We start from the raw sequence: 24,522 nt of genomic DNA on the forward strand, positions 1-24,522 counted from the left end.
TTTAAAATGACATGAATTTTCGATATGGATGAATAAAAGCGTTTCCATTAAACTGAATGTACTGATTCTATTAACTTTTACTTGGAGGTCATAACATGGTAACAAAAATGACAGTTCCACCTATGCAATTAGTTGAAAAAGATGGACCTGGAACACAAATGTGTGCGGTTATGGAGGATCTCGGTTCAATTTCAGTCAAACGTGCATTAATACCTGAACCTGCAGAAGATGAAGTTCGAATCAAAGTGAAATGGGTTGGTATTTGCGGCAGCGATCTTGAAGTTTATCGAGGAGCACGAGAACCAGAATTTCTGACTTATCCTACTCGTTTAGGTCATGAAGTGGCTGGCATCATTGATAAGATTGGTAAAAATGTGATCGGATTAAGAGAAGGCGATCACGTTTCCCTGCGTTATGTCTGGGGTGCATTTGCCGAGTATGTATGCTGCAGTCCATTTGCTGTGAAAGTATTGCCAAAGGATTTCCCTCTTATTGAAGGATCACTTATAGAGGTATTGCCTCCTCTTATTCACACTGCTGAAAGAGCAGAGATTTCTCCTCATAAGAATGTGCTTATCATGGGGCAAGGTGTAAGCGGTCTTGCCATGACACAAATGATTAGACTTTATAGTCCTAAAAATCTTGTTACAACAGATCTTTTTGATGAAAAATTGGAACTATCAAAAAAATATGGAGCCACTCACACTTATAAATTGCCAGCTGCAGACACAAGAACGATGGATATTGTTGGCAAGGACTTTCCAGATGGATTTGATGTCGTTATCCCGTGTCTGCTTGAAGGATCGGGCATGGTAGATGCTATTGATGCTGCAGCGCAAAATGGACGGATTGTCATGTATGGTTGTATTGGAACGAGCCACAAGCCTATTGATTTTTTTAAAATTCATAAAAAAAGATTGGACATCTTATCGACTGAGCCGAAGCGTGATATCGATAATCGAAGGTTTTTTGAAGAAGGGTTGAGGTTAGTAACTGACGGACTTGTAAATACCAAAGAGACAATTACTCATATCTTCCCGTTGGAGAAGATTGAAGAAGCATTTAAGCTCCGGAATGACCGAAGTGGTGATGTCATTCACGTCATCATTGATTGTGATGTAAATGCTTCACAGAATGAGTAAGGCGGCTTATCATGGAGAATCGGGATTGTTTTTATTGCAGTAAAGATCAAGCATTGGAGAGTTTAATGATAGAAATCACAAAGTTAAATGTATCAACTCTCTACTTAAATAAGGATCAGACGCATAAAGGAAGATGCATTATCGCATTTGATCGTCATGTGAGAGAACTCTTTCAGCTAAAACAGGAAGAACGATATTACTTTATAGAGGATATCTCAAATGTAGCAAAGGTGCTAGATCAGCTTTTTCATCCAGATAAGATCAACTTTGCTATTTACGGTGATCTAGTATCACATTTGCATATTCATGTTGTACCCAAGGTAAAAGATTCACCTGAATGGGGTGAGGCGTTTGTTAATTCTCCTAAATCGAAAAAATATCTGTCACAAAAAAATTACGATGATCTTATTCACGAAATAAAAATTGGTTTAAAACAGGGGGGAATTTTAAACGGATTAACATAATCATGAAGCCTCTGTAACTCAACACTACAGAGGCTTTTTTTATAGAAAGAAATGCAAGCCCTTTCATATAGGTGTTTTATTTGAAATTAATGGCTGAGTATCGAGTGTGAAATCTTGTTCTAAAACAATATCTTTGCCTACCACCTTTCTCATCTGCTCTCTTAATTTAGTTGGAGATTTGCCAAAACGATCGCAGCATAACCTTGAAAAATATGGTGCTGTCAAACCGATGAAATCTGCAATTTCAGATATGGTATGGGTTGTAAATTCCAAATATTCTTTTGCCTTATCCAAACGAAGAGCTTGCAAATATTGCATTGGTGTAGTTCCTGTATTTTTTTTAAATAATTCGATAAGGTAGTGGGGATGAAAACCAAAATAATCGGCCATTTCTTCAAGACTCATTTTTGTATGCATATGCTTCTCGAGATATTGTACCATAGGATAGCCTTTATCCGTGTTGATCAAAGGAACATTAATAGTGTTTTCAACATATTGAGAAAGGTTTTCTTGTAATATCCCTAATAAGGCACTCTTAAACCCGACATCAATTCTAAATGGAAGCAAGGCATTTGCATCGTCAAGTTTTAAAATTGAAAGTTTAAATAATTCCTTAAATGGAGTAATATCCTTCATCTGATAAATATTAATTACATTATTTTCCTGGATAAATTGAATGATGTCTTTGCTCAGAGTAAATTTAAAATCAATGGTAATCGTATTTTTTGTAAAATAAAACGAATGATTATAGCCTTGTTTGAATATATAACAACGATTTGCTAAGACGTTATATTTTTCGTTTCCAATTTCTATGAGCCCTTCTCCATCAATTACCAAGAGAAGCTGGAAAAAATCATGACTATGTTGTTTCACCCCACTATTCTTAGAATAATCAATTCTAGATACCCATAAAACTTGGCATTGACTATCTCTCAATCCCATAAATTTCAACTTCCTCTCTGAGGATATGTATTGAAATTGTAGCATATTTATTAGTGACTAAAGAGAATATTCATCCAAAGGGTAGGACGATCTTGTTCAACGTGATGAACATGTACTTTTTTCCAGTCATCAATAGATGGAGAGGCTATTGCTTTATAAAGATGGTGAATCGAACGGTCAATCTGTTACCGCACCAATCGTTGGAATTGGTTGAAGCCAAAACGGCTATGCCAATGGCAGTAGTCATAACATTTTGTAGTTTCGCAGCACTTTATGCTTTTGGATGTAAGTAAGAAAGGTTGAACATTCATAAAGGGGTCTCGCAAATGGTCGTGTTCAGCAATACCAGGCAGGATTTCGAGCTATAAAACCGAAGTATATTATCCTTGATAAAAAATAAACTCAGATGAACGTGCAATATTAATAAAATGTAAAAATACGAACTGCCCCCACTTCGCTTTGAAGTGGGGGCTATGTATGTTTTTCTTTCCAATTTGTCGAAAAACATTAACCTTATATGAAGAAAATTTACAATATCAACATATCATCCCCACCTTAAGAACAAGTTATCCCTATGTTTTGTCCACAGGTGTGGATAAAATGTCTGTATCTTGTAGGCGATCATTCGTTCCCCACTAAATATACAGCGGGTTTGTTGCATAATTCACAGGTTGTGGATAAACTGTGTGTAGTTTTGATTTTTCTGATTTCTGGTGCGAGTTCTTCCTCGTCTACATACATATCAATCACTGTTTCTATATGTTCTTCGCAGCTTTTCATAAAAAAAATCCTCCTCAAAATTTGTGGAAAAGTAGAGATTTTTCTGTGAACAATTCACAGGTGCATAACTTTTTTGCCATGTTACATTTTATCCACATGTTATCCAGAGTACAACTATTCTTCCTATCTTGTTGTGGATTTGTTACAAATAGATATGGGGTGTTCATAACTTTGTTTACATAGTCGGCATTTTTTATTAGGTTTGGTTTTTATTTGTATCCTTCTCTATATTTTTATCCAGGTAATCCGCTTTGTTGCAATTGAAATTGACAAGCATTCTTGAAACGACGAGATCGTCCAGGAGCTGAAAAAAATTACCGAAAGGCTCGCGCGGTTAGAAAAAAAGAATGAAACAAACGTTTCATTGATCAAACGCAGGCAAGGATGCTTAAGGTTCAGCATCCTTGTTCCTTTATTCGGTCACAATGATCTTTCCTGCCATCCCCTGAGCGGGATATGATTCTTGTATTCCACCAACACAGTAAACCTCCACTTTAGCCCCCTCGGAGATTTCCGTAAACTCGATCTCTTTTTCTGCTTGCCCGATGATTTCCGTATTGTCATCAACAGAAATCACAAACTTATCGGATTCCTTCTCTCCTTCAACAAAAATAGAACCGATGTGATCATTCTGTGAAGAGGTTCCTCCCGGGTCATCACTTGAAACTCTTTGTTCAGGATCTATGTCCTGCTTCTCACCCTCAGGGATATTGCCTGTCTGCTTATGATGATTTACTTCTGTAACTTTGCCCTGAATGCATGCTTGTTCTTCCTCGGGAATGCTCCCCTGATTTGTGCCGCAGCCAGTGAGCGCCATGGCTATAATGCTTATCGCGAAAACAATTCGTTTCATGGTTATCTCCCCTCAATTGATTATTCGGGCTTAAACAATCCCGCCGCACGAAAAGGCCCAAGAATGTTCATTCGTGATAAAGTTAAAGACATGTCCCGCGGCGATTGAACCAAGCCGCCGTCTAACCATTGCTGGATCACTCCGATATATGCAGAGGTGACGTATGAAATTAAATATTCCTCAGGAACCAGTGTGTCCTCTTCTTTATGCTCTACGATTTTTTGCAGCATATTTTTTTTCATCATTTCTTTAATTTTCACTTGAAAACCGGGGTTTCCTTTTGGACCTAAAATTACCTTGATAAAATCAGCGTTCTCTTCAATGTATTCAAAAAGCTTCATAATGAAGGGCAACGGTTCTTTAAAGTCGCTGTTTAATATTTCAATCGGATTGATTTTCCCTGCAATCTTTTGAATATCTTCGATTTCTTGCAGAATCTCAGCTTCACTCCGCTCCAGCAAATCATGTTTATCCCGGTAATGTAAATAAAACGTGCCGCGATTAATGTCTGCTTTTTGCGTCAAATCTCTAACGGTGATCCTCTCGAAGCCTTTTTCCTCCATTAATTTCGTAAAGGCGTCGCGAATCAATCGCTTCGTTCGAATACTTCGTCTGTCGTTTGTTTGCTTCTCCATATTTCCCCACCTTGTGAAATAATTATCAAGATAATTAACATTTACGATGCATGTGTTAAGTAATGGCCATTTTCAAAAATATTGTTTATTGCATTCATTTTTAATCATATTATAATGAATTCCAAGACAGATAATCAACAATGTGTTCATTATCTGATTAAAATTTTTAGGATAAGGATGGTAAAATGAAACTTTTAAAACAAAGATTAGTCTTATTGTCGCCCGTTATAATTTTGGCGGTTGTTTTGATCTTTAGCCTTACGATGATTCCATCCATTAATCCCACTCCTACGAACCTGCCTATTGCTGTTGTCACCGAAGATGCAGGAGTAACTCTTCCTAATCAACAAAAATTAAATATGGGAGACACCATTGTTGAAAATATCCAGAATGCAAATGAAGAAGATGCTGTACATTGGATTGAAGTGAATAGTGAGGAAGAAGTAAGGGACGGTTTAAATCATCAGGATTATTACGCTGCTCTCGTCATTCCGGAGAATTTCAGCCAGAAGCAGGCTTCCCTGCAAACGCAAAAGCCGTCCGCTCCGGAAGTGCAAATCCTCGTGAATCAGGGAATGAACACAGCCGCTGCGAATGCAGCTTCACAAATTCTCAATCAAGTTGTCGACAATGTGAATCATAATGTTCGGACGCAGGTTTTAGAAGGATTTGAAAAACAAGGAGGCACAGTCACAACGACTCAGGCTTCTGCCTTGGTGACCCCGATCACCAAAAAGGTCGTTAACGTAAATGAGATCGGCACTCACAGCGCGAACGGCAATGCTCCCGTCTCGTTATTTCAGCCAATATGGATGGGCAGCATTATTGGCTCCGTCATTTTATTTCTCGTTATTAATCGATTGGTCTTTACCAACCGAATCGAAACATTAGCTGCGAAACTGACACAAGTACTTGTTGGGGGAGTATTGGCCCTTCTTGTCGGATTTGGTGCGACGTGGATTTCTGATAACTGGATTGGCATCGATATCCCTCGATTTACAGATACAGCCTTGTTTCTTTCGATCACGTATTTTAGCTTTTTCTTAATGATTTCGGCGATTCTTTCATGGATTGGCTTGAGAGGAATTCCGATTTTTATTCTTACCCTTTTCTTTGGCGCACCGCTATTGGCTATGGCTCCGGAGTTTATGTCTGATTTTTACCGTGAGTGGATCTACTCCTGGCTGCCGATGCGCTTTATGGTCGAAGGGCTTCGTGAATTATTTTTCTTCGATCAAGGTTTGAGGTTGAACGCTCCGACGACGATTCTGCTCGAAATCGGTTTTGTCAGCCTTCTCGTGCTGCTGGCCTCTGCGCTGAAACCAATTCTCAGAACAGTACCTGAAAAAGAGACAGTCGTGCAAACTCAATTAGATGCATAGAAGACAGAAAAGCGCCTTAAAAGGGGCGCTTTTTTTATTTGTCGGAAAGATTTAAAGCGGTGTTCTGGACTTGGAAATGGAGCAATTAAAATGATTTAATTTTAAGAAAATAGTTATATTTACAAAATTTAATTAATACGATACATTTTCATTAGTATTAAACTAATTAAGAAGAGTGAGCGTGAAGAATGATTAAAACAGCTATTTTTGATTTTGATGGAACTATCGTTGAGTCAGCACAACTAGTATTTGACCTTTTTAATAGCTTTGCAGATAAATACAAGTACACAAGAATGCCCCAAGATCAAAGCGATTACATACGTACGATTACTTTTAAAGAGCGTTTTAAAAAGTTTAATGTTCCTCTTGTAAAAATTCCAATGTTAACAATCGATATTGTCAAAAAATATAAAGAAGCTATTCCTTATCTTGAACCAGTTGAAGATATTCAGTCTGTTTTGCAGACATTAAAGGAATCAGGATTTAAATTAATACTTCTTTCTGCAAATTCTAAAGAAAACATTGAGCAATTTTTACAATTAAATCAAATGGAATATTTTGATGAGATCCTCACGTCCCATCGTTTTTTCGGTAGACATTTAACTCTCAACAATTACATTAAAAAAGAAAAAGTTGCAAGGGAGAATGTTATTTTTATTGGGGATGAGCACCGTGACATTATTGCTTGTAGAAAAAGTAACATTAAAATCATCTCAGTAACGTGGGGGTATGATTTTGAGGAGCTTTTGTCCCAAGCAAATCCTGATTTTATAGTCAGCAAGCCAGTGGAAATTATAGATGCTATTCAAGAGGCTAATAGATAGATAGTTACTGTATTCCTTATTTTAGAAAAAAAGCGCCTTTTTTAGAAAGGGGCGCTTTATCGGTAGAGTTGGGGCGGGGCAAAACATATTTACCTAAAGAGGCCCAACAGTATTAGTCTTTAACGTTAATATGATTTTTTCCGTCTTCCCCTTCCATTTCACAGTCGTCTCGATTTCCTCGTTTTCAGGAGTCGTTCTTTCGCTCAGTCCCTCACTGTCTTCAAAAACTCCTTCCTTATTTAATTCGGCTCCTCCCCTGGCAAATCCATACCCAATGCTCTCAGCTTTATATTCAAATGGACCGATAGAATTAATCTCCTCCTCACCTTTATAGCGAAGCACGATGTTCGCATCTTCCATTTCGTTATGTTGAAAAAGAAAGAATTCAGCTGTCCAATTTTCACTCTCACCGCTAAACGTCATATTTTTGGAACACGCAGACAAACATAATACCACGAGGATCATAAGAAATAGTGCCTTTCCTTTTTTCATAGACAAAGGAATACGCCCTCCTTTCTTTCTATCATACAACAATATTCTCAATTTTCGGTAAATATCAATGTTTCAATAAAGGTTTCTCATCATAGCTCCGGGGGAAACACCAGTACTAACAAATAAAAACAGGAGCGTGATACGGTGAATACCTTGCTGTTTATACAGACTGGCTATGGCATAGATTTGCATGGAAAAGATGTAACGAAGGCTTCAATCCGGGCAGTGGAAAATGCTGTTCTTTCAAATTCGATTCCGGGTATTAAAGAGGTTCTTCCCGATAAAGATCTTGACAGGCTCAAGGTGAATATTAAGCTTGCCGTTCCCGGAGATAAAGATCAGGTCGATGTTGAAAAAGTGAAAACGGTGCTGCCGTTTGGTTCTGTTTCCGTTGAAGTGAGAGAAGGCGGTATGGCGACGCGAAGCGCAAATGAATCAGAAGAAACGAATACAGATCATATGTACATCGTCAATGCGGCTGTGGAAACCGGCTATTAAAAACTCCAAAGGATTTTCCCCTTTGGAGTTCTTTTTCTTAGTCAAAGCAATAATGAATTTTTTGATAGGCTTTGCGGAACTCAATGACTTCCTTTCGAACCTGTTCCGTCTGCTTCCGGTCTTCGAGGACGTCGATCATAAAGTCTGCAACAGTTTCCATGTCGTTTTCCTTCATTCCGAGCCTTGTGACTTCAGTTGTCCCGATCCGTAAGCCGCTTGGGTAATCCCAATCCTCAGGCTTATCGCTTGGAATGAGATTTTTATTCGTAATAATGTTTGCATCACCTAATTTCTTAGCGATATCGAGTCCGTTCCCAAATGAGCGTACATCAGCTATGACCTGATGGGTTTTCGTAAATCCCTTATGAGCGCCGAGCATCGTTACTCCTCTGTCATGAAGCGCTTTTCCTAACGCCTTTGAATTCTTCACAATTTGCGCCATATATTCCTCACCAAATGCCAAAAATTCAGCGGCAGCTGCCGCTAACGCAGCTACACGGTTCACCTGATGGGTCGCTGCAAGCGCCGGGAAAATCGCATCCGTAATCGGCTTGTTGATTTCAGGATCATTCCAGAGGATAATTCCGCTTTGCGGTCCGCTGAAGGTCTTCCCAGACGAACCCGTCATCACACAAGCACCTTCAGACAGCGGATCCTGAAATTGGCCGCCGCCGATTAATCCGAGCTGGTGTGCTCCGTCAAAGAAAATCTTTCCTCCCCATTCCTGAACAATCTGTGTCATTTCTTTTAATGGAAACGGGAATAGGGTCATGGATGCTCCAAGGGCAACTAATCGAGGCTTGATCTCTCTCGCTTTTTTTGCAAACGCATCAAGATCAACCGTCAACTCCTGCGGATCCATAGGAACATCGTATATATTCAATCCCCTGATTCCGGCGGGCCCGTCGTAACGATTGCTGGAATGGCCTCCGGTTGGCTGCGGAATCGTCATGATGTTATCTCCCGGCTTCGTCAGTGCTGCATAAACGGTAAGGTTCCCCAGCATGCTCGCAACCAGCCGATGATCTGCGTAATTAGACTTAAACACCTTCTTTAACAGCTCTACACAAAGAGCTTCGATTTCATCAATATGGGTCGTACCTGCAAACCATCTTTGCGTCGGGCCGATGTGTCCTTCTGCTGCTCTCGTTCCGACCTCTGACGCCAAAAGCTTTCTGACCGTCGGGCTCGTTGGCGCTTCAGGAGCCAATAAATTCAGGCATTCTTCTCCTCTCCATATCGCATTTCGTTCAACAGCATCAATGACTTCCTTTTGCATCAATTTAGGTGACGAACATTTTTCAATGATGGCTCTCGCCTTACTCAGAACCTCAGGATCATGGACCTCATGCGCGTCTTTCTGATAGGTGGGTGTACTCATATTTTTCAACTCTCCCTTCTTTTATAAAAACCAAAAACCAATATATCAATTTTAACAAAGAAAAAAAGCAATATCTGCTCTACTTATTTTTATCATGAAAATATGGAAATACCACTAATCTGTTAGATTATTTAACAGACTGCCCTTCTATCTCGGGGGCAGTCTGAATCATGGCTCTGTGAGCAACTGGGATAGACTCATCCAATTTTCTTCAATAAGCTGCGGGAGATTCTTTTTATCGGCTTGTTTGATGAGGTGAATGATTTGGCGGTGTTCATTGACAGAGGATGTCCCTTTCATCGAGCTGAATTTTAAAAGCTCAAGCCGGTGAATTTTCGGCATCAGTCGTTCAAGGGCAACGCCGATTTCGGGATTGTTGGATGCTTTTAAAATGATCTCATGAAACCTTCTATCCTCATTTACAGCTTTCATCCCGTCTCCATCATTAATTGCTCGTTCAAATTCTTTATTTATTTCTTCCATTTCTTTCGCATGAGAATCGTCCAAAAATGGAAGTGCCTGCTTGGCTGCTAAGGAATGCAAGGTCGCCACAACCGTAAACGCGTGTTTCGCCTCCTGTTCATTTACTAAGGTCACTCTTGTCACAGCTCCCGGGGATGATTCAATCAGGCTCTCATCCTCCAGCCTTTTAAGAGCTTCTCTGACCGGAGTTCTGCTCACTCCGAATTGCTCAGCCAGGTTCTTGTCATTAATTCGCTCCCCCGGCTTTAATTCAAGATTGATAATGGCCAATCGCAGCTTTTGATACACTTGATCCCGAAGAGAAATTCGACTAATTTGATTGATATTTTTCATAAAATCAATATATCACATCCAATGAAGGAGAGAGTATTAATTTTCTTGGAAAAGTCTTTATTGACAATGCTATTGTCCTTATGGTAACTTTCATTTATTGATTAATAAATAAAAGAAAGGATAGTTTATGAGCAGTAAAGAGGAAATCGCCCGCAATCGCAAAGAGCAGGTCCTGAATGCAGCCGCAGAGCTTTTTGCCGAGAAAGGGTATTATAAAACCACCACAGCTGATGTAGCCCGATTGGTTGGGGTGACACAGCCTTACGTATTCCATTTTTTTAAAACGAAAGAAGAACTGTATTTGGCTGTTTTACAGAGAGCAAACGAAAAAGTCATGCATGCTTTTTCCAGCGTAGATGCACCGTCATATCAACTGGAAGACAAGATGGGCAAAGCATTCACAGAGCTTTTGACCGATTCTCGTAACGAAATTTTGTTGGTCATGATGGCTTTTACGATTCCAGAAACAGCGATCAGAGAATATGTGAAAGCTGAATTTGATTCGGTGTTCGAACGTGTAAAAGACCGTTTTGCTGATGCAGGGCTGGATGATCCTGAAACTAAGGCAAGTGGATTTATCGGAACGGGACTTTTAATCTCTATGGCTGAAGTTTTAGATATGCCGAAGTTGATTCCATGGGATGACGATTCAGAGAAATAAGATTTTTTTATCAGCAAAGCCAATGAAGTTCTAGGCTTTGCTGTAGTTCCATATCATATTTATTTATCAATAAATAATTGAAGGGATGATTTCTTATGTTTACATCAACAAGAGTCACAGTATTGGTGATTACTTGTGCTGCTCTATTTATGGCGATGCTCGATAATTTGGTTTTAGGTGTTGCTTTGCCTTCGATTCAGGAATCGTTCGATGCAAGCATCTCTGATTTGGAATGGTTTATGAATTCCTATACGCTTGCCTTTGCTGTACTGCTTATTCCTTTCAGCATGCTGGGAGAACGATTTGGCAGAAAGCGGATGTTTTTAATGGGAGTTATCCTTTTCACCTTGGGATCGGCGTTTTCTGGATTGAGCGGAAGTCCAATCGAGCTCATTTTATCCCGTACTTTGCAAGGCATCGGCGGGGCAGCGATCGTTCCCCTTAGCCTTACCCTTGTTCATCATGTTTTTACTGAAGATACACGGGCTGCAGCGATGGGCATCTGGTCCGGTATATCAGGCCTCGGGCTTTCTGTTGGCCCACTTGTCGGCGGATTAATTACCGAAGGGCTCCCGTGGCAGCTGATTTTTTGGGTGAACGTTCCGGTTGGCATCCTCGCACTCCTGCTGGGTCTAAGGTTGCTGCCAGAATCCAAAGGCGAGTCAAAGCCAATCAGCCTTTTCAGTATCCTCTTCCTTGGCGCCGGTATGTTTGGAATCATTTTCGGATTGCAAGAAGGAAATATTAGAGGCTGGGACTCGATGGTTGTCGTAGGTTCAATCGGCGGGGGAATCCTGTTTTTACTGTTGTTTTATGCTTACGAAAGAAGACGCAAGGTACCGTTTATCCGCTTTGATTTCTTTCGCAGCAGTCGCTACACGGCACTTATTTTTGCTGGATTCCTTATGAATGGGGGAATCTTTGGAACCATTTTTCTTCTGACACTATTTCTGCAGCAGGCACAAGGCTATAGCCCGCTGGAGGCAGGGGTAAGAGAAATGGTATGGACAGGATGCACGATGATCGCCGCTCCGCTTGCCGGTCTTGCCGTCACGAAGCTTGGAACAAGACCAGTCCTGTCTCTTGGGCTGCTGCTGCAAGCAATCGGGGTAGCCGGTTTTGCCATTATTATCACGGCATTTGGAGCTGATTCTCCTTTCGGTTATCTCGCTCCTTTCATGATGATTACAGGGACTGGTATGGGTCTAAGCTTCACCCCGCTCGCCCATGGGATTCTTTCCTCTGTACCGGAATCATCTTCAGGTGAGGCAAGCGGAGTAAGCAATGCAACCCGTGAGCTTGGCGGTGTTTTCGGTATCGCGATTTGCACGATGATTTTCCGATCGGGGTCTGCCATCACGTCTCCTGACAGCTTTAGTGAGCATATCGTTCCATCGTTAATCGGGGGCTCGGTATTTCTCGTGCTTGCGCTCGGAATTGTCGTCATCTTGGTTAGAGAAGCTGTTGCTGTACAACTGAAGAATGTTAGTTCTTAAAAATAAAAGATACTTGCGGAGACCCGGCTGTTTAAGGGCTCCGCTTTTTTTATATTAATCTTTATCATTATCATTCTTACAATTACTAATTATTTGAATTTTATATTGATATTCTAATAAATGTATGCTTAAATCACTTATATTCCTATTTGTTTAGTATACTTAAAATGATGAAGGAGTTGCTGATATGAATATAAGCTTTGATCATATTATTCATTACGTAGAACATCCCAAAAAAACAAGCGAGTTCTTAGCTAAACTCGGAATACACTCTGTAGAGGGCGGAAAGCACGAAACAAGAGGGACAAATAATTATTTAAGCCACTTTGGATTAAGTTATATCGAGTTATTAGGGATATTCGATCGACAGTTATTTAGAGAAAATGAGGCTGCCCAAGTCACATTCAGTCCGTTTTCTACTATTGAAAAGGATGGATTTAAAGAAGGATTTGCTCGAATAGCTTTGCGAACAAACAATTTGCATCAGTTAGCTGAAAGTCTCCAAAACCAAGGATTATCGACAAATGGTCCAGTACCTCTTTCGAGAAGGCGTCCGGATGGTACTCTTATTGAATGGGAATTGCTTTATGCACATGATGAAGGCTCAGACTTGCCTCTCCCATTCTTTATCGACTGGGGAAGTAGTGATGAAGATAGGTATAAAGAGCTCTCTGAACAAGGGATTGTTCAATCAACTCAGGAAAAGAAATTACCATTTACTAAGGTGGTTTTTTCAGTCCGCGATTTAACAAAATCAGTGGAGAATTGGAAACGCTGGTTTTCACTTGAATCTGGTCCCGTGTTTATAGATGACACGCTTCAAGCAAAGTGCCAGACGTTATATCTACCTGGTACAAATCTAGTTTTTGCCGCAGAGAATGGAGATGGGATCGTCTCAAGCGTATTGGATGAAAGGGGTGAAAGACCATTCTTAGTAAGCTTGACTAATGAAAATAGTGGATACAATCAATCGATTTCAGGGGGAGTCTATCAATTACCTTCTTCATTCAATCTACTGAAATAAAAAAAATACAACCATAAAGGAAGAGATACTCATGAAGTTAAAACATGGTTTCATCTACATATTTTTAGTAATCTTCTTTACTCTTATTCTTTCAGCCTGCGGTCAAAATTCATCGAGTGGAGAAAACGGGGACAAAACAGTTAAGATCGGCTACCAAAAAGGTAACACTTTAAATATTTTGAAGGAGAATGGTTATTTAGATGAAAGGCTAGCAAAAGACGGATACAAAGTCGAATGGATAGAGTTTGAATCTGGGACGACATTACTGGAGGCTCTTTCAACTGGAAATATTGATTATGGAAATGCAGCAGACGGACCGGGAATATTTGCGCAGGCTACCGGGAAGGAGCTTGTATACACTGGGGCAAGCATTCCAAATCTAGAGGGCGTTGGCACCATGGTAAAACAAGACAGCGATATTCAAACCTATGCAGATTTAAAAGGTAAAAAAGTAGCGGTTTTTAAAGGCGGAAATCACCATTATCTCGCTCTTTTAGCAATAGAACAAGAAGGACTTACTGAAGAGGATATTGAATGGGTGTACACATCGGACGCTTCCCAAGGAAGAGCTGCTTTTGAATCAGGTGAAGTGGATGCTCTCGCTACATGGGATCCTTTCTTTGCAGGTGTGGAAGAAAGCCTAAAGCCAAAAACATTAAAGCATAATTTAACACCTGATGATTACCCAAACCGTACCTTTTATTATGCAACAAAAGAATTTGCTGATCAGCATCCAAATTTGGTGGAAGCAATATTAGAGGAGACGGATCGATCCGATCAATATTCAAATAAACACAAAAAAGAAGTGGCAGCACAAGTCGCACAGATCATAGGCATCGATGTAAAGGTCATGGAAAGAGCAATTGATCGAAGAGAGTATGGTGTCGATCGAATTACGCCGGAAATAGTAGAGGCTCAGCAAAAAGAAGCAGATGATTTCTATCGCTTTGGCATTATAGAAAAAAAAGTAGATGTTTCTGAGGTGATGCCTATCGATCCAGAGTGGAAACCAAAAGTAAATTCATCTGAAGGTGAGGATTCATGAAAAAAGTTTTAGAAAAACAAGCTCTGCCTTGGGTTATTCCCGTCCTATTTTTAATCCTTTGGCAAATAGTAGCTGTGCTTGAAGTCGTTTCTCCGAGCCTATTTCCTGCCCCAACATCTGTCCTCTCGTCATTTTGGGGTTTACTCTCAAACGGAGTACTAGTCGATCATATTGAGATCAGCCTGTACCGAGCTTTCACGGGACTTTTAATTGGAGGGATTATTGGTTTGCTTCTCGGTGTTTTAAATGGATGGTCAAACTTCTCTTTTCAGGCTATTGATACCTCCATCCAGATGATACGGAATATTCCGCACCTGGCGTTATTACCTTTGGTTATTGTCTGGCTTGGAATCGGAGAGCCTTCTAAAATTTTTTTAGTGGCTTTAGGTGTGATGTTTCCGATCTATATTAATACGTTACACGGTATTCGAACCGTAAATCCAGGATTTGTCGAGGTCGGAAAGATGTATGGTTTAAAAGGATGGCAATTGTTTAAGCAGGTTTATCTGCCTAGTGCTCTTCCCTCAATTTTTGTAGGAATTCGATATGCTCTTGGTGTCATGTGGTTAACTCTTATTGTCTCGGAAACAATTGCGACTAATCAAGGAATCGGATATTTAGCTATGAATGCAAGACAATTTATGCAAACGGATGTCATTATTGTCAGTATCGTTATTTATGCTTTGTTTGGCAAGCTTGCGGATATACTGACTCAGTTGGGTGAAAAATATGCCCTTAGATGGCATCCAAATTACCGGAAGCAAGCATAGGAGTGAGAAATTTGGAACAAGCGCGAACACCACATATGGCTGTAGCAAATACAGCCATTGAGCCGATAGAGATCGTACTTAAACATGTAAATAAAAGTTTTGGAGAAAAAGAAGTTCTCAAAGACATAAATCTCTCTATTGAAAAAGGACAATTCTTAGCGATTGTCGGCAAAAGCGGAAGCGGAAAAAGCACATTGCTTCGTTTGATTGCAAAGTTGGAGAAAATTAGTTCAGGTTCATTGCTGTTTAACGGGCAAACACCGGAAGAATCAAAAGAAAATATGACTATGATGTATCAGGACTCTAGGCTATTTCCATGGAAGAAAGTTATCGATAATGTTGGATTGGGGTTAAATGGACAATGGAAGGAAAAAGCGGAAAAAGTCCTCGATGCCGTCGGCTTGCTTTCGTTTCAGGATGAATGGCCCTCAACATTATCAGGAGGACAGCAGCAGCGGGTTGCTTTGGCCCGAGCGCTAGTTCGAGAACCTTCGTTGCTCATGCTGGATGAACCTTTAAGTGCACTTGATGCGTTAACTCGCATGGAGATGCAGCAGCTCATTGAAACAATTTGGCTGGAAAATGGTTTCACCGCCCTCCTTGTCACTCATGATGTCAGAGAAGCAGTGCGTTTAGCCGATCGGGTAATTTTGATTGAAGATGGAAAAATCGGGTTGGATGTAAAGAATCATTCTTCGCGGCCAAGACAGCTCGCCGATTCAAAATTGATCGAATTAGAAAACGAAGTGTTAAGCAGGATTATGAATAAATGAAAATCTCAAAGTAGACATCTAGTTCGTTTTGGAATTTTTTTCAACCGACTAGAGTTAGGATAAACACAATAAATATAACGCCAGATGAAATAATTAAGATATAACCTAATCGTTTTTTGTTTGCTTTTATTTCTTCTATTCCCATAACAAGCAACATCAAACCTAAGAAAAAATTCATTATAGGCAATATCCCTGTATAATCTGTAAGTAATGAAAAGCCTGATAAAATAATGACGATGACAGCAATTAGAATACGGAAGATTTTAAGCAAACTTATGATCCTCCCTCCACAGATAAAATACCAATATTTATCATAACATACATTATCTATTTACCATTCTTGTTTCACGTGAAACTAAAAAACCAGAGCAGGAAAATTCCATGATCTGGTTTTTCGCCTTTCAATGAGACTAAACCATTTTTCTTCTATTAACTATAAAGCTAACGCCACCAATAACAATGAAAGCAGCCCCAATTAAAAGCAATGTATACATATTCGTTGCGGTATCAGGCAACTCATTTTCTGATACATCGTCCATGCTGCTGTCAGTTGATTCTTGATTATCGTTGATATCATTGTTTTGGCTGCTGTCGTCTGAGCTTTCGTCATTTCCTGAGACTTTGCTGTCATCGTCATTTTCATTAGTATTGGAAATAGGCTCGGCAGATACCTCTTTTTTAACGACTTTGATTTTCGTTTCTTCACTTTTATTTCCGCTCATATCTTCTGCAGAGATAACTAGTTCTGTGTTTGCCGCTTGTTTTTCCATAGCGATTTTGAAGTTGCCTTCTTTATCGGCAGAAGCACTTCCCAATTCGGTATTTCCTGCTTTTACTGTGACTTTTACATTTGCTTCTGTTTTACCTGTAACGGCTGTATCCTCGTTATTAACCTCGTTTACCTTCGGCTTTGCTGGCGCTGTTTTATCGCTGACAGTCACCTTTACTTCTTCACTTTTGTTTCCGTCAGCATCTTCTGCATATACCGTGAGCTCTGTTCCCGGTTTTTGTTTCGGAATCTCAGCTTTAAATTTCCCATTTTTGTCGGCTGAAGCACTGCCTATTTCGTTGTTTCCGCTTTTGATTGTCACTTTCGCATTCGCATCTGCTGTGCCTGTGACGAATGCATCTGCATCACTTACATCGTCGACCTTTGGCTTTGCAGGAGCTTGTACATCTTTTTTCTCAATCCCGAACTGGTCAATAATGTATGGGTCCATTCCTTTATTTCGATCAATTTCATACGAAACAACAGTTAACCGGTTGACGTCAATCGTTACACTTGCGAAGTTTTGAATCGCTCCACGAACCGGCCTTGATGAATCTTCCGGATCTGATCCATATTTAGCTGCATGGTTTTCATCGGCAAGTTCAAATTTGCTGTAAAATTCATCACCCAAGATTGGATCTTGATTTTTATAATATACTTTAGGACCGGATGTGGCTGGAATAAAATAAATCGATCCATCCGGATTGACTGTATATTCAATCGACTTTCCGTTTATCATTTCTTTAATTTTTGTTTGTTCTGTAGCTTTGTTTTCCTTATTAATTGGTTTTGAACGGGCATAAATATGATCATGTCCCTGGAATACAAAATCAACGCCAAGCTCAGCAATGACTGGTGCAATCTTATTTCTAACCCCGTTTTCATCAATAATATCTGAGTCAGTCGCATGGTTGGAGGTTGTATATGGACCTTTATGCATTAAAACAATCACCCATCTTGCCCCGTTTGCCTTCGCTTTTTGAATATCTGATTTCATCCATTTCATTTGTGCAGGTGTAAAATCAGCGTATTCTTCAGAATCTTCATTGTTATTTAATACGACAAAATGAGTGTTGCTGTAATCATATGAATAATATGCGCCGGTTGTAGTATCACTGCCCGGTGCTTCTTGAATGTTAAAGTGGTCTATAAAAGAATTAGGCTGCTTTTCATGGTTTCCGGCAGCAGGAGCAACTGTCGTATTTCCCCACGTTTGTTTACTATTTTCAATTAGCCAGTCCCACTGATCCTCAATATTGCCTTTGTCAACAAAGTCGCCGGTTACCGCCATAAACGATTCTCCTTTAATCGTTTCGGCTGCTTTATTAAACGTTTGAGCGGCCAAAATGGCTTCTTCCTCTGTTTTTGCTTGCGGGTCGGTTAAGTTCATAAATGTGAACGCACCTGATTCGGGCGCTGTTTTCACTGTCCCTACTTCACTCCATATGCCAAGCTTTTCATCGCCGACACGATATTGATACTCGGTATTGGCTTTTAAGCCTTTTGCTTCTGCTTTATGTACGATTTCTTCTTTATCGTTTGTTGATACGTAGCTGATCCCTTTAAACTTTTTCGCCTTACTAAAATCGGGAGTTTCATTTGTTTTTTCTACAATTTGCAAATCACTTGCCCCGGATGCATGTGTTGTATACCAAGTAAATCCTTTTGTCGTCTTGGCATCCCCAGTGAATGTAGGAATGACTTTTTTTACGTTTCCTTTTGGCGCATTTGGATCTGGAGTAACATTCATAGGGTTTTCCGCTGCTTTTGCCGAAATACCGGGAGCTGCAAAAAACATACCTAAGGTTAGCAAGAATACGGCTGCGATTGCTGCTGCTTTTTTGAATTGGTTCAACTTCAAAATATCCTTCTCCTTTTTTAGATAAAATTTGACCTAGTGCCGATTCTACAGAACGAATAAAAATTAATTGTAAATTTAAGATAAATATTCCGTAAAAATTTACCTTGGAAAATTACGGTTGTATTTAAAGGTGGACAGAATTCCGGCATCATTCCAAGCTCCGGCACTATAAATTCCAACAGACAATAGCTGAAACATGAAACTTTAACAATTCCCAGAAAGGATTCTCCCGTTTCCTATCGAAATTTATATATAATTTAAAATGGAAGGATGGGTAACCGTGGAAATAAGAAAGCTTGGCAGCACAGGCTTGGAAGTATCCGCTCTTGGATTGGGATGTATGGGCATGTCGGATTTTTATGGTGCACGGGATGATGAGGAATCGATCAAAACACTTCATTATGCCATTGATGCAGGGATCAATTTCTTAGATACCGCCGATATGTACGGTGTCGGAAAAAACGAAGAATTAGTCGGCCGGGCAATCAAAGGCATTCGAAATCAAGTGATTGTGGCAACCAAATTTGGCAACGTCAGAGCAGAAGACGGCACCTTTTTAGGGGTAAACGGCCATCCGGATTACGTGAGAGAGGCTTGTGATAAAAGCCTTCGCCGTCTTGGTGTTGATTATATTGACCTGTATTATCAGCACCGGGTCGATCCTACGGTTCCCATTGAAGAAACGATTGGAGCCATGGCAGATTTGGTTCAGCTAGGAAAGGTGCGATACATTGGATTATCTGAAGCTGCACCGGAAACGATTAAGCGGGCCCATGCCGTACATCCAATTTCTGCGCTGCAAACAGAGTATTCGCTTTGGAGCAGGGAACCGGAGGAACAAATCCTGCCGACGATTAGAGAGTTGGGAATTGGGTTTGTACCTTACAGCCCGTTAGGCCGGGGATTTTTGACCGGACAAATTCAAACGTTTGACGACTTAGACGAGGACGACTATCGTCGTTTTTCTCCACGCTTCCAAGGCGAGAACTTCCAGAAGAATCTCGATTTGGTAGACAGGATAAAAGAAATAGCTGAGGAAAAAAGCTGTCAGCCTTCACAGCTCGCTCTTGCCTGGCTGCTGGCTCAAGGGAATGACATCGTACCGATCCCGGGTACGAAGAGAATAAAATATGTAGAAGAAAATATCGGCGCCCTTCATATCCACTTATCAGAAAGTGACGTGGCGCGAATCAACGAAGCAGCGCCGCTTGGAGCTGCTGTCGGTGATCGTTATCATGAAGCCGGGATGAAAAGTGTAAATTTATAACTAGAAAACCATGTCCGGATCAGCTCCGAACATGGTTTTTTCTCGTTATTGAGTTGCCCGGACATTTTGGAAGGCTGTTGTCGAATGCCACACATTCAACCCGTAATATCCATTAGTAAGGACATCGTCATTTTTTTCAATCACTAGCTCGCCGTTCAAGTAGATTTTGATCGTATTCTGATTCGTGACTGCCTTGAGATGATATTTCTTGTTCGGGTCCAGATCCTTCGGCACGACTTGAAGCTCTTCCGGTACTCCGTTATTAAATCGGATCAGCTTCATGGCGTCGTGGTGAATATCGACATTGGCAACATAGGCGTTTTTGGCTGTATTATCCGAGCGGAATACCAGTCCGCCTGCACCCACACGATTGTCAACGGTATCTTTATTCGGATCATTTGGGTGGGAATCCGTGTCCAACACCTCAATATCCGCTTCATAGGTGAAGTTTGTGCCAGTCTGGCTGGAAAGGATAAAGGAATCTCCTTCACTTTGCCCTTGCTTGCCTTTTATCGTGTCGGCCCATAATCCGCTTTTTGTTTGCCATCCGGTGAGATTGGATGAAAACGGGCTTTCTTTCCATATAGACGACAAAGGATACATCTCAAATTTGGCAACATTCACTGTACCGCCCTTGCTGTACAATTCAACGCCTTTGCTTGCCGCACCAGGGAAAATCTGATCGGTAATGACTTTTTTTCCTTGATTGCCGAATACTTCAACGGACGAATGATCAAGGAACACATGAAGCCTGATTTTCCCTTGTTCTGAAGGCATTGGAGCAGCATGGATACCCTTTACATCCGGACCGAAGTCAAATGAACCGGATTTGCTGCGGTCCACAAACAGCTTTTTTGCCTGAAGATCATAGCCGATCACCGTTTCTTCATTTATACCTTTTCGCACTTTCAAGCCAACCTCACTCGCTCCTGAACCTGCCACATCAAATTCGACGATGAATTCAGCCGATTCTGCTTCTTTCCCAGCAGAAAGCGATTGACCGGACTGAATCAGCTTATTGTGGAATTGAACACCTTGCCCGCTTAGTCTTAGCGATTGAAGCGAAACAGGAGTCTGCTGTAATCGTAAACCTTCCGGAGTCTGCGCCAATTCCATTTTTCTCGGCAGTGTCATTGAGCTTCTCCAAGTGGTCGTCGGCGTGTGGTTTGCGTATTTCCAGTTACTCATCCAGCCGAGCCAGTATTTTTCTCCGTTCGGTCCTTCGGTATTGTTCCATTCAACAGCGGCATAAAAATCAGCTCCGTAATCCGTCCATAATGTTTCTTGCGGAGGATTGTCACTTTTAAAGGTTTTGCCGTCAAACTCGCCGATAAAATATTGGCCGCCGCTGCCTCCCGCAGCCGCACCATCTCCAACGCTGACTTGTAAGACCCATTTTTTCTTCGACGGATCGCCTGCCACCGGAAGCTGGAATAGAGCCGGGCATTCCCACACGCCTCCGTTATTTCCATATGTGGAGTTCACCCATTCTCCTGATACGGCGGTCCAGTTGTCGATCGTTCCGTTATTCCTTGCTTCCCCGTTCTCCTCAACCGGTTGTGCTTTTTTGTCTATGTTTTCAGGCATGCTACCGGTATTATTAACTTTAATGTCGTCAACATTGATATGTCCCCATCCATTTTTTTCATAATCTACGAGTTTAAGATAGAGGACCTCGTCTCGAAAAGCAGAAGCATCCCAAATATAACGACGGTACGTTTCATCTTCTTTCCACTTTGTATTGGTCTGCCGTAAAATTTCCTTATCATCCGAAGCTCTCATCAAAGCCAGATAGGTGGATTCGTTGTTTCCTCCCCCAAGCATGAAATTGATTTCTCCTGAGCCTGCTAATTTGAAATAAGATGACCTCGCTTCACCTGTTGGTTCATCAAAAGGAATCTGTGCCGCTCCCCACAAATGATAATTCCCTTGTTGTCCAAACGATCCTCCCCAATAAGAGGTAGCATTTGTAACATGAGCATTGCTGAAGGCATTTCCTGATAATACTTCCCACCCGGAGAAATTGCCTGTTTCAAAATCTCCATTTTTAATGTTCGTTTCATTGGTAACAATATTTTTTTCTGCCTTAATGTTCTGGAAAACGGCTTTTGCGTTCCAAACATTTAAACCAAAATGTCCGCTTGAAAAGGCGCCATCATGTATATCATGAATAAGTGTTTCATCAAGGTAGACCTTGATGTTGTCACCTAACGTGGCAACTTTTAATTCGTATTGTCTATCTGTTTCCAGAGCAATCGTTTTTTCAGCGAGAACGGAAATCTGCCCGCCAACGATTTTCATCAGCTTCACTTTGTCATTTAACGCGTCCACATTGGCAACGTATCCGTTCTGGGCGGCTCTGTCTGCTTTAAAGAGAAGGGCACCTGCACCTTTTCCTCCAGACGAACCTGATACCTTAATGTCTGCTTTGTAAATTAAGTCGGTCCCAGTCTCGTTTGCAACGGTAAATGCGTCCGATGGAGAAGAACCCGTCAGTCCTTCTAATGTTTTTGTCCATTCACCGCCGGCAGGTTGAAAACCGGATAGGTTTGTGATTACGTTCGTCGTGTTCGTAAATGTGACATTCCGAATCACAGCGGTGGAATTGCGCCCGATAAGTCCGAATTTACCGTTTTCAAAACTTGTATCTGAAGCTGTGAGCTCTGAAGTGCCATTCACAAAAACGGAAATGTTCGGTCCATCTGTAACGACCTTTAAATGGTAACTTTTTGATGGTTGAATTGACATATCTTTGGAGCGAATTTCTGTTGGAATTCCGTTTTCGATTTTTACGAGCTTCACTTTGTTTTCTTCGGCGTCAAGCAATGCCGCATATCCGTTTTTAGCCGGATCATCCGAACGGAAGAGAAGTCCTCCTGCACCAATCCTTCCATTCTTTTCAACATTCATAACGTCCCCTTCGTACGTGAAAGAGGTGCCTCTATCATTTGAAAGGCTGTATGCATATTTCCCTTTAGCAGTATTTGCCTGAATGCCCCCATCCGGGCCAAATTCGCTTGCGTAAGACCAATTCTTTAAATCAGGTGAGGTGTAAAACATAATTTTGTCTTTCGCTGCCAGGGTCATCACCCATTTTTGTGTTCCGTCATGCCAAAAAACTTTAGGATCTCGCCAATCTGGAATTGGCGGATTTGGCATAACTGGATTCCCATTGTATTTCGTCCAGGTTCTCCCTTTGTCAAGACTGTACGCAATACTCTGTACCTGCTTCGGTCCATCTGCATGAGTAAAAATAGCCACCATGGCATTTTGACCGAAACCGGCAGTATTATTTTTGTCAATGACAGCGCTTCCAGAGAAGATCCAGCCATTTTCATCCGGCAGCAAGGCCATAGGGAGGTGCTCCCAGTTTACAAGATCCTTGCTGACCGCATGCCCCCAATGCATCGGTCCCCAGGTGGTGCCATATGGATAGTATTGATAAAAAAGATGATATTCGCCTTCGAAAAAAACCATTCCATTTGGGTCATTCATCCAATTGGCTTCCGGAGAAAAATGAAATTGGTTCCGAAACGGCTCTTTGTAATAATCAGCACCGGCCGCTGTTCCTATATTAAACTGAAAAACGACCGAACATAACAAAGCAACAATTAACAGCCTGCTTATCAGTCTCATTCTCTTCCTCCAAATATGTTGTTAATTTTTTAAAGTATAGAGACTTTAAGGGGCGGACAAGCCACCCCTCGCTTACGAGTTTCGGGCACGCAGACGGTCAATCAGAACCGCAGTGATGATTACACCGCCTTTGACAACAAGCTGCCAGTAGTAGTTGACATCCATTAATGTCAGTCCGTTGCTGATGACACCCATGATCAGAACCCCGATAATCGTTCCTTGAATTTTCCCTACTCCGCCTGTAAGACTTGTGCCTCCCAAAATGACGGCGGCAATCGCATCAAGTTCATACATTTGACCTGCTGTCGGCTGGCCGGAATACAGTCGGCCCGCGAGCACAACCCCACCGAGTCCGGCAAGAAGCCCGCTAATGGAGTACACGTTGATCAACGATCTTTCTACTTTAATTCCTGTCAGCCTTGCTGCTTCCTGGTTTCCTCCGATGGCATATATATGACGGCCGAACATGGTGTATTTCAAAACGAGAAACATAATCACGTACACGATCAGCATGATATATATTGGCACCGGGATGCCGAAAATATAGCCGGCACCTACAAATTTAAAGCCGGCAGCCTGAAGCGCGATCGGATACCCTCCGCTGATGACATAAGCAAGTCCCCTTACGTATGTGAAGCTTCCCAAGGTCACGATAAAAGCGGGCAGCTTAGCTTTGGCGGTAAGAAACCCATTGATCAGGCCGACAATATAGCCTGTTCCAATACCAATAAGCATCGCGAGAAAGGTATTTACTCCCGCTGCAGAAGCCATAACAGAGACGACTCCGGTTAGAGCGACTGTCGAGCCGACAGAGAGATCAATCCCGCCTGTCAAAATGACGATCGTCATCCCCGCTGCCAATATCGCAATGATGGATACTTGTTTTAATACGTTGAGTAAATTTGAGACTTCCAAAAAGTTAGGTGCGGTAAAAGAAAGAATAAGACACAATAGGGCTAAAATAATGATCATGCCAAGACGGTTTTGTAATTCAACGACTCTCCATCCTGC

The 24,522-nt window shown here is 41.2% G+C and carries 24 protein-coding genes; 12 read left to right on the plus strand and 12 right to left on the minus strand.

The window, feature by feature from the left end:
• Positions 1–95 precede the first annotated feature (95 nt).
• Complete coding sequence (locus JOC74_RS12920; protein WP_053604951.1) at positions 96–1,142, plus strand: zinc-dependent alcohol dehydrogenase; 1,047 nt, start codon at positions 96–98, stop codon at positions 1,140–1,142.
• 65 nt (positions 1,143–1,207) lie between these two features.
• Positions 1,208–1,606: an HIT family protein gene (locus JOC74_RS12925; protein ID WP_245212891.1), complete on the plus strand. Its 399-nt coding sequence runs from the start codon at positions 1,208–1,210 to the stop codon at positions 1,604–1,606.
• A gap of 63 nt (positions 1,607–1,669) precedes the next feature.
• Here the strand turns inward: JOC74_RS12925 and JOC74_RS12930 are convergent, their stop codons facing one another.
• The 5 genes from JOC74_RS12930 to JOC74_RS24305 form a co-directional block, all read right to left on the minus strand.
• Positions 1,670–2,548, minus strand: a complete 879-nt coding sequence (locus JOC74_RS12930; protein ID WP_053604953.1) for a helix-turn-helix domain-containing protein — start codon at positions 2,546–2,548, stop codon at positions 1,670–1,672.
• A 621-nt stretch (positions 2,549–3,169) separates the two neighbouring features.
• Positions 3,170–3,328, minus strand: a complete 159-nt coding sequence (locus JOC74_RS12935; protein ID WP_082364153.1) for a CxxH/CxxC protein — start codon at positions 3,326–3,328, stop codon at positions 3,170–3,172.
• 412 nt (positions 3,329–3,740) lie between these two features.
• Positions 3,741–4,181, minus strand: coding sequence for a DUF3221 domain-containing protein (locus JOC74_RS12940; protein ID WP_053604954.1), 441 nt, complete (start codon positions 4,179–4,181; stop codon positions 3,741–3,743).
• Between the two features lie 20 nt (positions 4,182–4,201).
• Entirely contained in the window at positions 4,202–4,816 is a 615-nt protein-coding gene (locus JOC74_RS12945; protein ID WP_053604955.1) for a TetR/AcrR family transcriptional regulator, read from the minus strand.
• Positions 4,817–4,888: 72 nt separating this feature from the next.
• Positions 4,889–5,032 carry a DUF1145 domain-containing protein gene (locus JOC74_RS24305; protein ID WP_148564368.1) on the minus strand — a complete coding sequence of 48 codons (144 nt, stop codon included), beginning with the start codon at positions 5,030–5,032 and terminating at the stop codon, positions 4,889–4,891.
• On the opposite strand from JOC74_RS24305, the gene JOC74_RS12955 reads away from it, so the two are divergent.
• Together JOC74_RS12955 and JOC74_RS12960 are read left to right on the plus strand one after the other, a co-directional pair.
• The gene (locus JOC74_RS12955) at positions 5,002–6,198 is read left to right on the plus strand and encodes a YhgE/Pip domain-containing protein (protein WP_053604956.1); all 1,197 of its coding nucleotides are present in this window, start codon (positions 5,002–5,004) and stop codon (positions 6,196–6,198) included. The genes JOC74_RS24305 and JOC74_RS12955 overlap by 31 nt on opposite strands.
• Positions 6,199–6,386: 188 nt before the next feature.
• The gene (locus JOC74_RS12960; RefSeq protein ID WP_053604957.1) at positions 6,387–7,022 is read left to right on the plus strand and encodes an HAD hydrolase-like protein; all 636 of its coding nucleotides are present in this window, start codon (positions 6,387–6,389) and stop codon (positions 7,020–7,022) included.
• A 93-nt stretch (positions 7,023–7,115) separates the two neighbouring features.
• Here the strand turns inward: JOC74_RS12960 and JOC74_RS12965 are convergent, their stop codons facing one another.
• A complete protein-coding gene (locus tag JOC74_RS12965) occupies positions 7,116–7,520 on the minus strand; it encodes a hypothetical protein (protein ID WP_053604958.1) in 405 nt (134 codons plus the stop codon).
• 138 nt (positions 7,521–7,658) lie between these two features.
• Between JOC74_RS12965 and JOC74_RS12970 the strand changes: the two genes are divergently transcribed.
• Complete coding sequence (locus tag JOC74_RS12970) at positions 7,659–8,012, plus strand: Lin0512 family protein (RefSeq protein ID WP_053604959.1); 354 nt, start codon at positions 7,659–7,661, stop codon at positions 8,010–8,012.
• A gap of 37 nt (positions 8,013–8,049) precedes the next feature.
• Here the strand turns inward: JOC74_RS12970 and glyA are convergent, their stop codons facing one another.
• Both glyA and JOC74_RS12980 read right to left on the minus strand, forming a co-directional pair.
• The gene (gene glyA, locus JOC74_RS12975; protein WP_053604960.1) at positions 8,050–9,393 is read right to left on the minus strand and encodes a serine hydroxymethyltransferase; all 1,344 of its coding nucleotides are present in this window, start codon (positions 9,391–9,393) and stop codon (positions 8,050–8,052) included.
• Between the two features lie 168 nt (positions 9,394–9,561).
• On the minus strand, positions 9,562–10,209 hold the full coding sequence (locus JOC74_RS12980; RefSeq protein ID WP_053604961.1) for a GntR family transcriptional regulator: 648 nt from the start codon (positions 10,207–10,209) through the stop codon (positions 9,562–9,564).
• Between the two features lie 127 nt (positions 10,210–10,336).
• On the opposite strand from JOC74_RS12980, the gene JOC74_RS12985 reads away from it, so the two are divergent.
• The 6 genes from JOC74_RS12985 to JOC74_RS13010 all read left to right on the plus strand — a co-directional run bounded on the left by JOC74_RS12985 (position 10,337) and on the right by JOC74_RS13010 (position 15,978).
• Positions 10,337–10,870, plus strand: a complete 534-nt coding sequence (locus JOC74_RS12985) for a TetR/AcrR family transcriptional regulator (RefSeq protein WP_053604962.1) — start codon at positions 10,337–10,339, stop codon at positions 10,868–10,870.
• Between the two features lie 95 nt (positions 10,871–10,965).
• Complete coding sequence (locus JOC74_RS12990; RefSeq protein WP_053604963.1) at positions 10,966–12,366, plus strand: MFS transporter; 1,401 nt, start codon at positions 10,966–10,968, stop codon at positions 12,364–12,366.
• Between the two features lie 187 nt (positions 12,367–12,553).
• Positions 12,554–13,390, plus strand: coding sequence for a VOC family protein (locus tag JOC74_RS12995; protein ID WP_082364155.1), 837 nt, complete (start codon positions 12,554–12,556; stop codon positions 13,388–13,390).
• A gap of 31 nt (positions 13,391–13,421) precedes the next feature.
• Positions 13,422–14,435, plus strand: coding sequence for an aliphatic sulfonate ABC transporter substrate-binding protein (locus JOC74_RS13000; RefSeq protein ID WP_053604964.1), 1,014 nt, complete (start codon positions 13,422–13,424; stop codon positions 14,433–14,435).
• Positions 14,432–15,205, plus strand: a complete 774-nt coding sequence (locus tag JOC74_RS13005) for an ABC transporter permease subunit (RefSeq protein ID WP_053604965.1) — start codon at positions 14,432–14,434, stop codon at positions 15,203–15,205. Before JOC74_RS13000 ends, JOC74_RS13005 begins: the two co-directional genes overlap by 4 nt.
• Before the next feature lie 35 nt (positions 15,206–15,240).
• Entirely contained in the window at positions 15,241–15,978 is a 738-nt protein-coding gene (locus JOC74_RS13010; RefSeq protein WP_053606159.1) for an ATP-binding cassette domain-containing protein, read from the plus strand.
• Between the two features lie 40 nt (positions 15,979–16,018).
• Here the strand turns inward: JOC74_RS13010 and JOC74_RS13015 are convergent, their stop codons facing one another.
• Together JOC74_RS13015 and JOC74_RS13020 are read right to left on the minus strand one after the other, a co-directional pair.
• Entirely contained in the window at positions 16,019–16,249 is a 231-nt protein-coding gene (locus tag JOC74_RS13015; protein WP_053604966.1) for a DUF3953 domain-containing protein, read from the minus strand.
• Positions 16,250–16,388: 139 nt separating this feature from the next.
• Positions 16,389–18,608 carry an Ig-like domain-containing protein gene (locus tag JOC74_RS13020; RefSeq protein WP_082364157.1) on the minus strand — a complete coding sequence of 740 codons (2,220 nt, stop codon included), beginning with the start codon at positions 18,606–18,608 and terminating at the stop codon, positions 16,389–16,391.
• Positions 18,609–18,888: 280 nt separating this feature from the next.
• On the opposite strand from JOC74_RS13020, the gene JOC74_RS13025 reads away from it, so the two are divergent.
• The gene (locus JOC74_RS13025; RefSeq protein ID WP_053604967.1) at positions 18,889–19,875 is read left to right on the plus strand and encodes an aldo/keto reductase; all 987 of its coding nucleotides are present in this window, start codon (positions 18,889–18,891) and stop codon (positions 19,873–19,875) included.
• A gap of 45 nt (positions 19,876–19,920) precedes the next feature.
• Here JOC74_RS13025 and JOC74_RS13030 read toward each other — a convergent pair whose 3' ends face one another.
• Together JOC74_RS13030 and JOC74_RS13035 are read right to left on the minus strand one after the other, a co-directional pair.
• On the minus strand, positions 19,921–23,511 hold the full coding sequence (locus JOC74_RS13030; protein WP_053604968.1) for a glycoside hydrolase family 32 protein: 3,591 nt from the start codon (positions 23,509–23,511) through the stop codon (positions 19,921–19,923).
• 72 nt (positions 23,512–23,583) lie between these two features.
• Positions 23,584–24,483: an ABC transporter permease subunit gene (locus JOC74_RS13035; RefSeq protein ID WP_225970405.1), complete on the minus strand. Its 900-nt coding sequence runs from the start codon at positions 24,481–24,483 to the stop codon at positions 23,584–23,586.
• Between the last annotated feature and the right edge of the window lie 39 nt (positions 24,484–24,522).

Source organism: Bacillus capparidis (genome assembly GCF_017832095.1).
GTDB lineage: Bacteria > Bacillota > Bacilli > Bacillales > Bacillaceae > Bacillus > Bacillus gobiensis.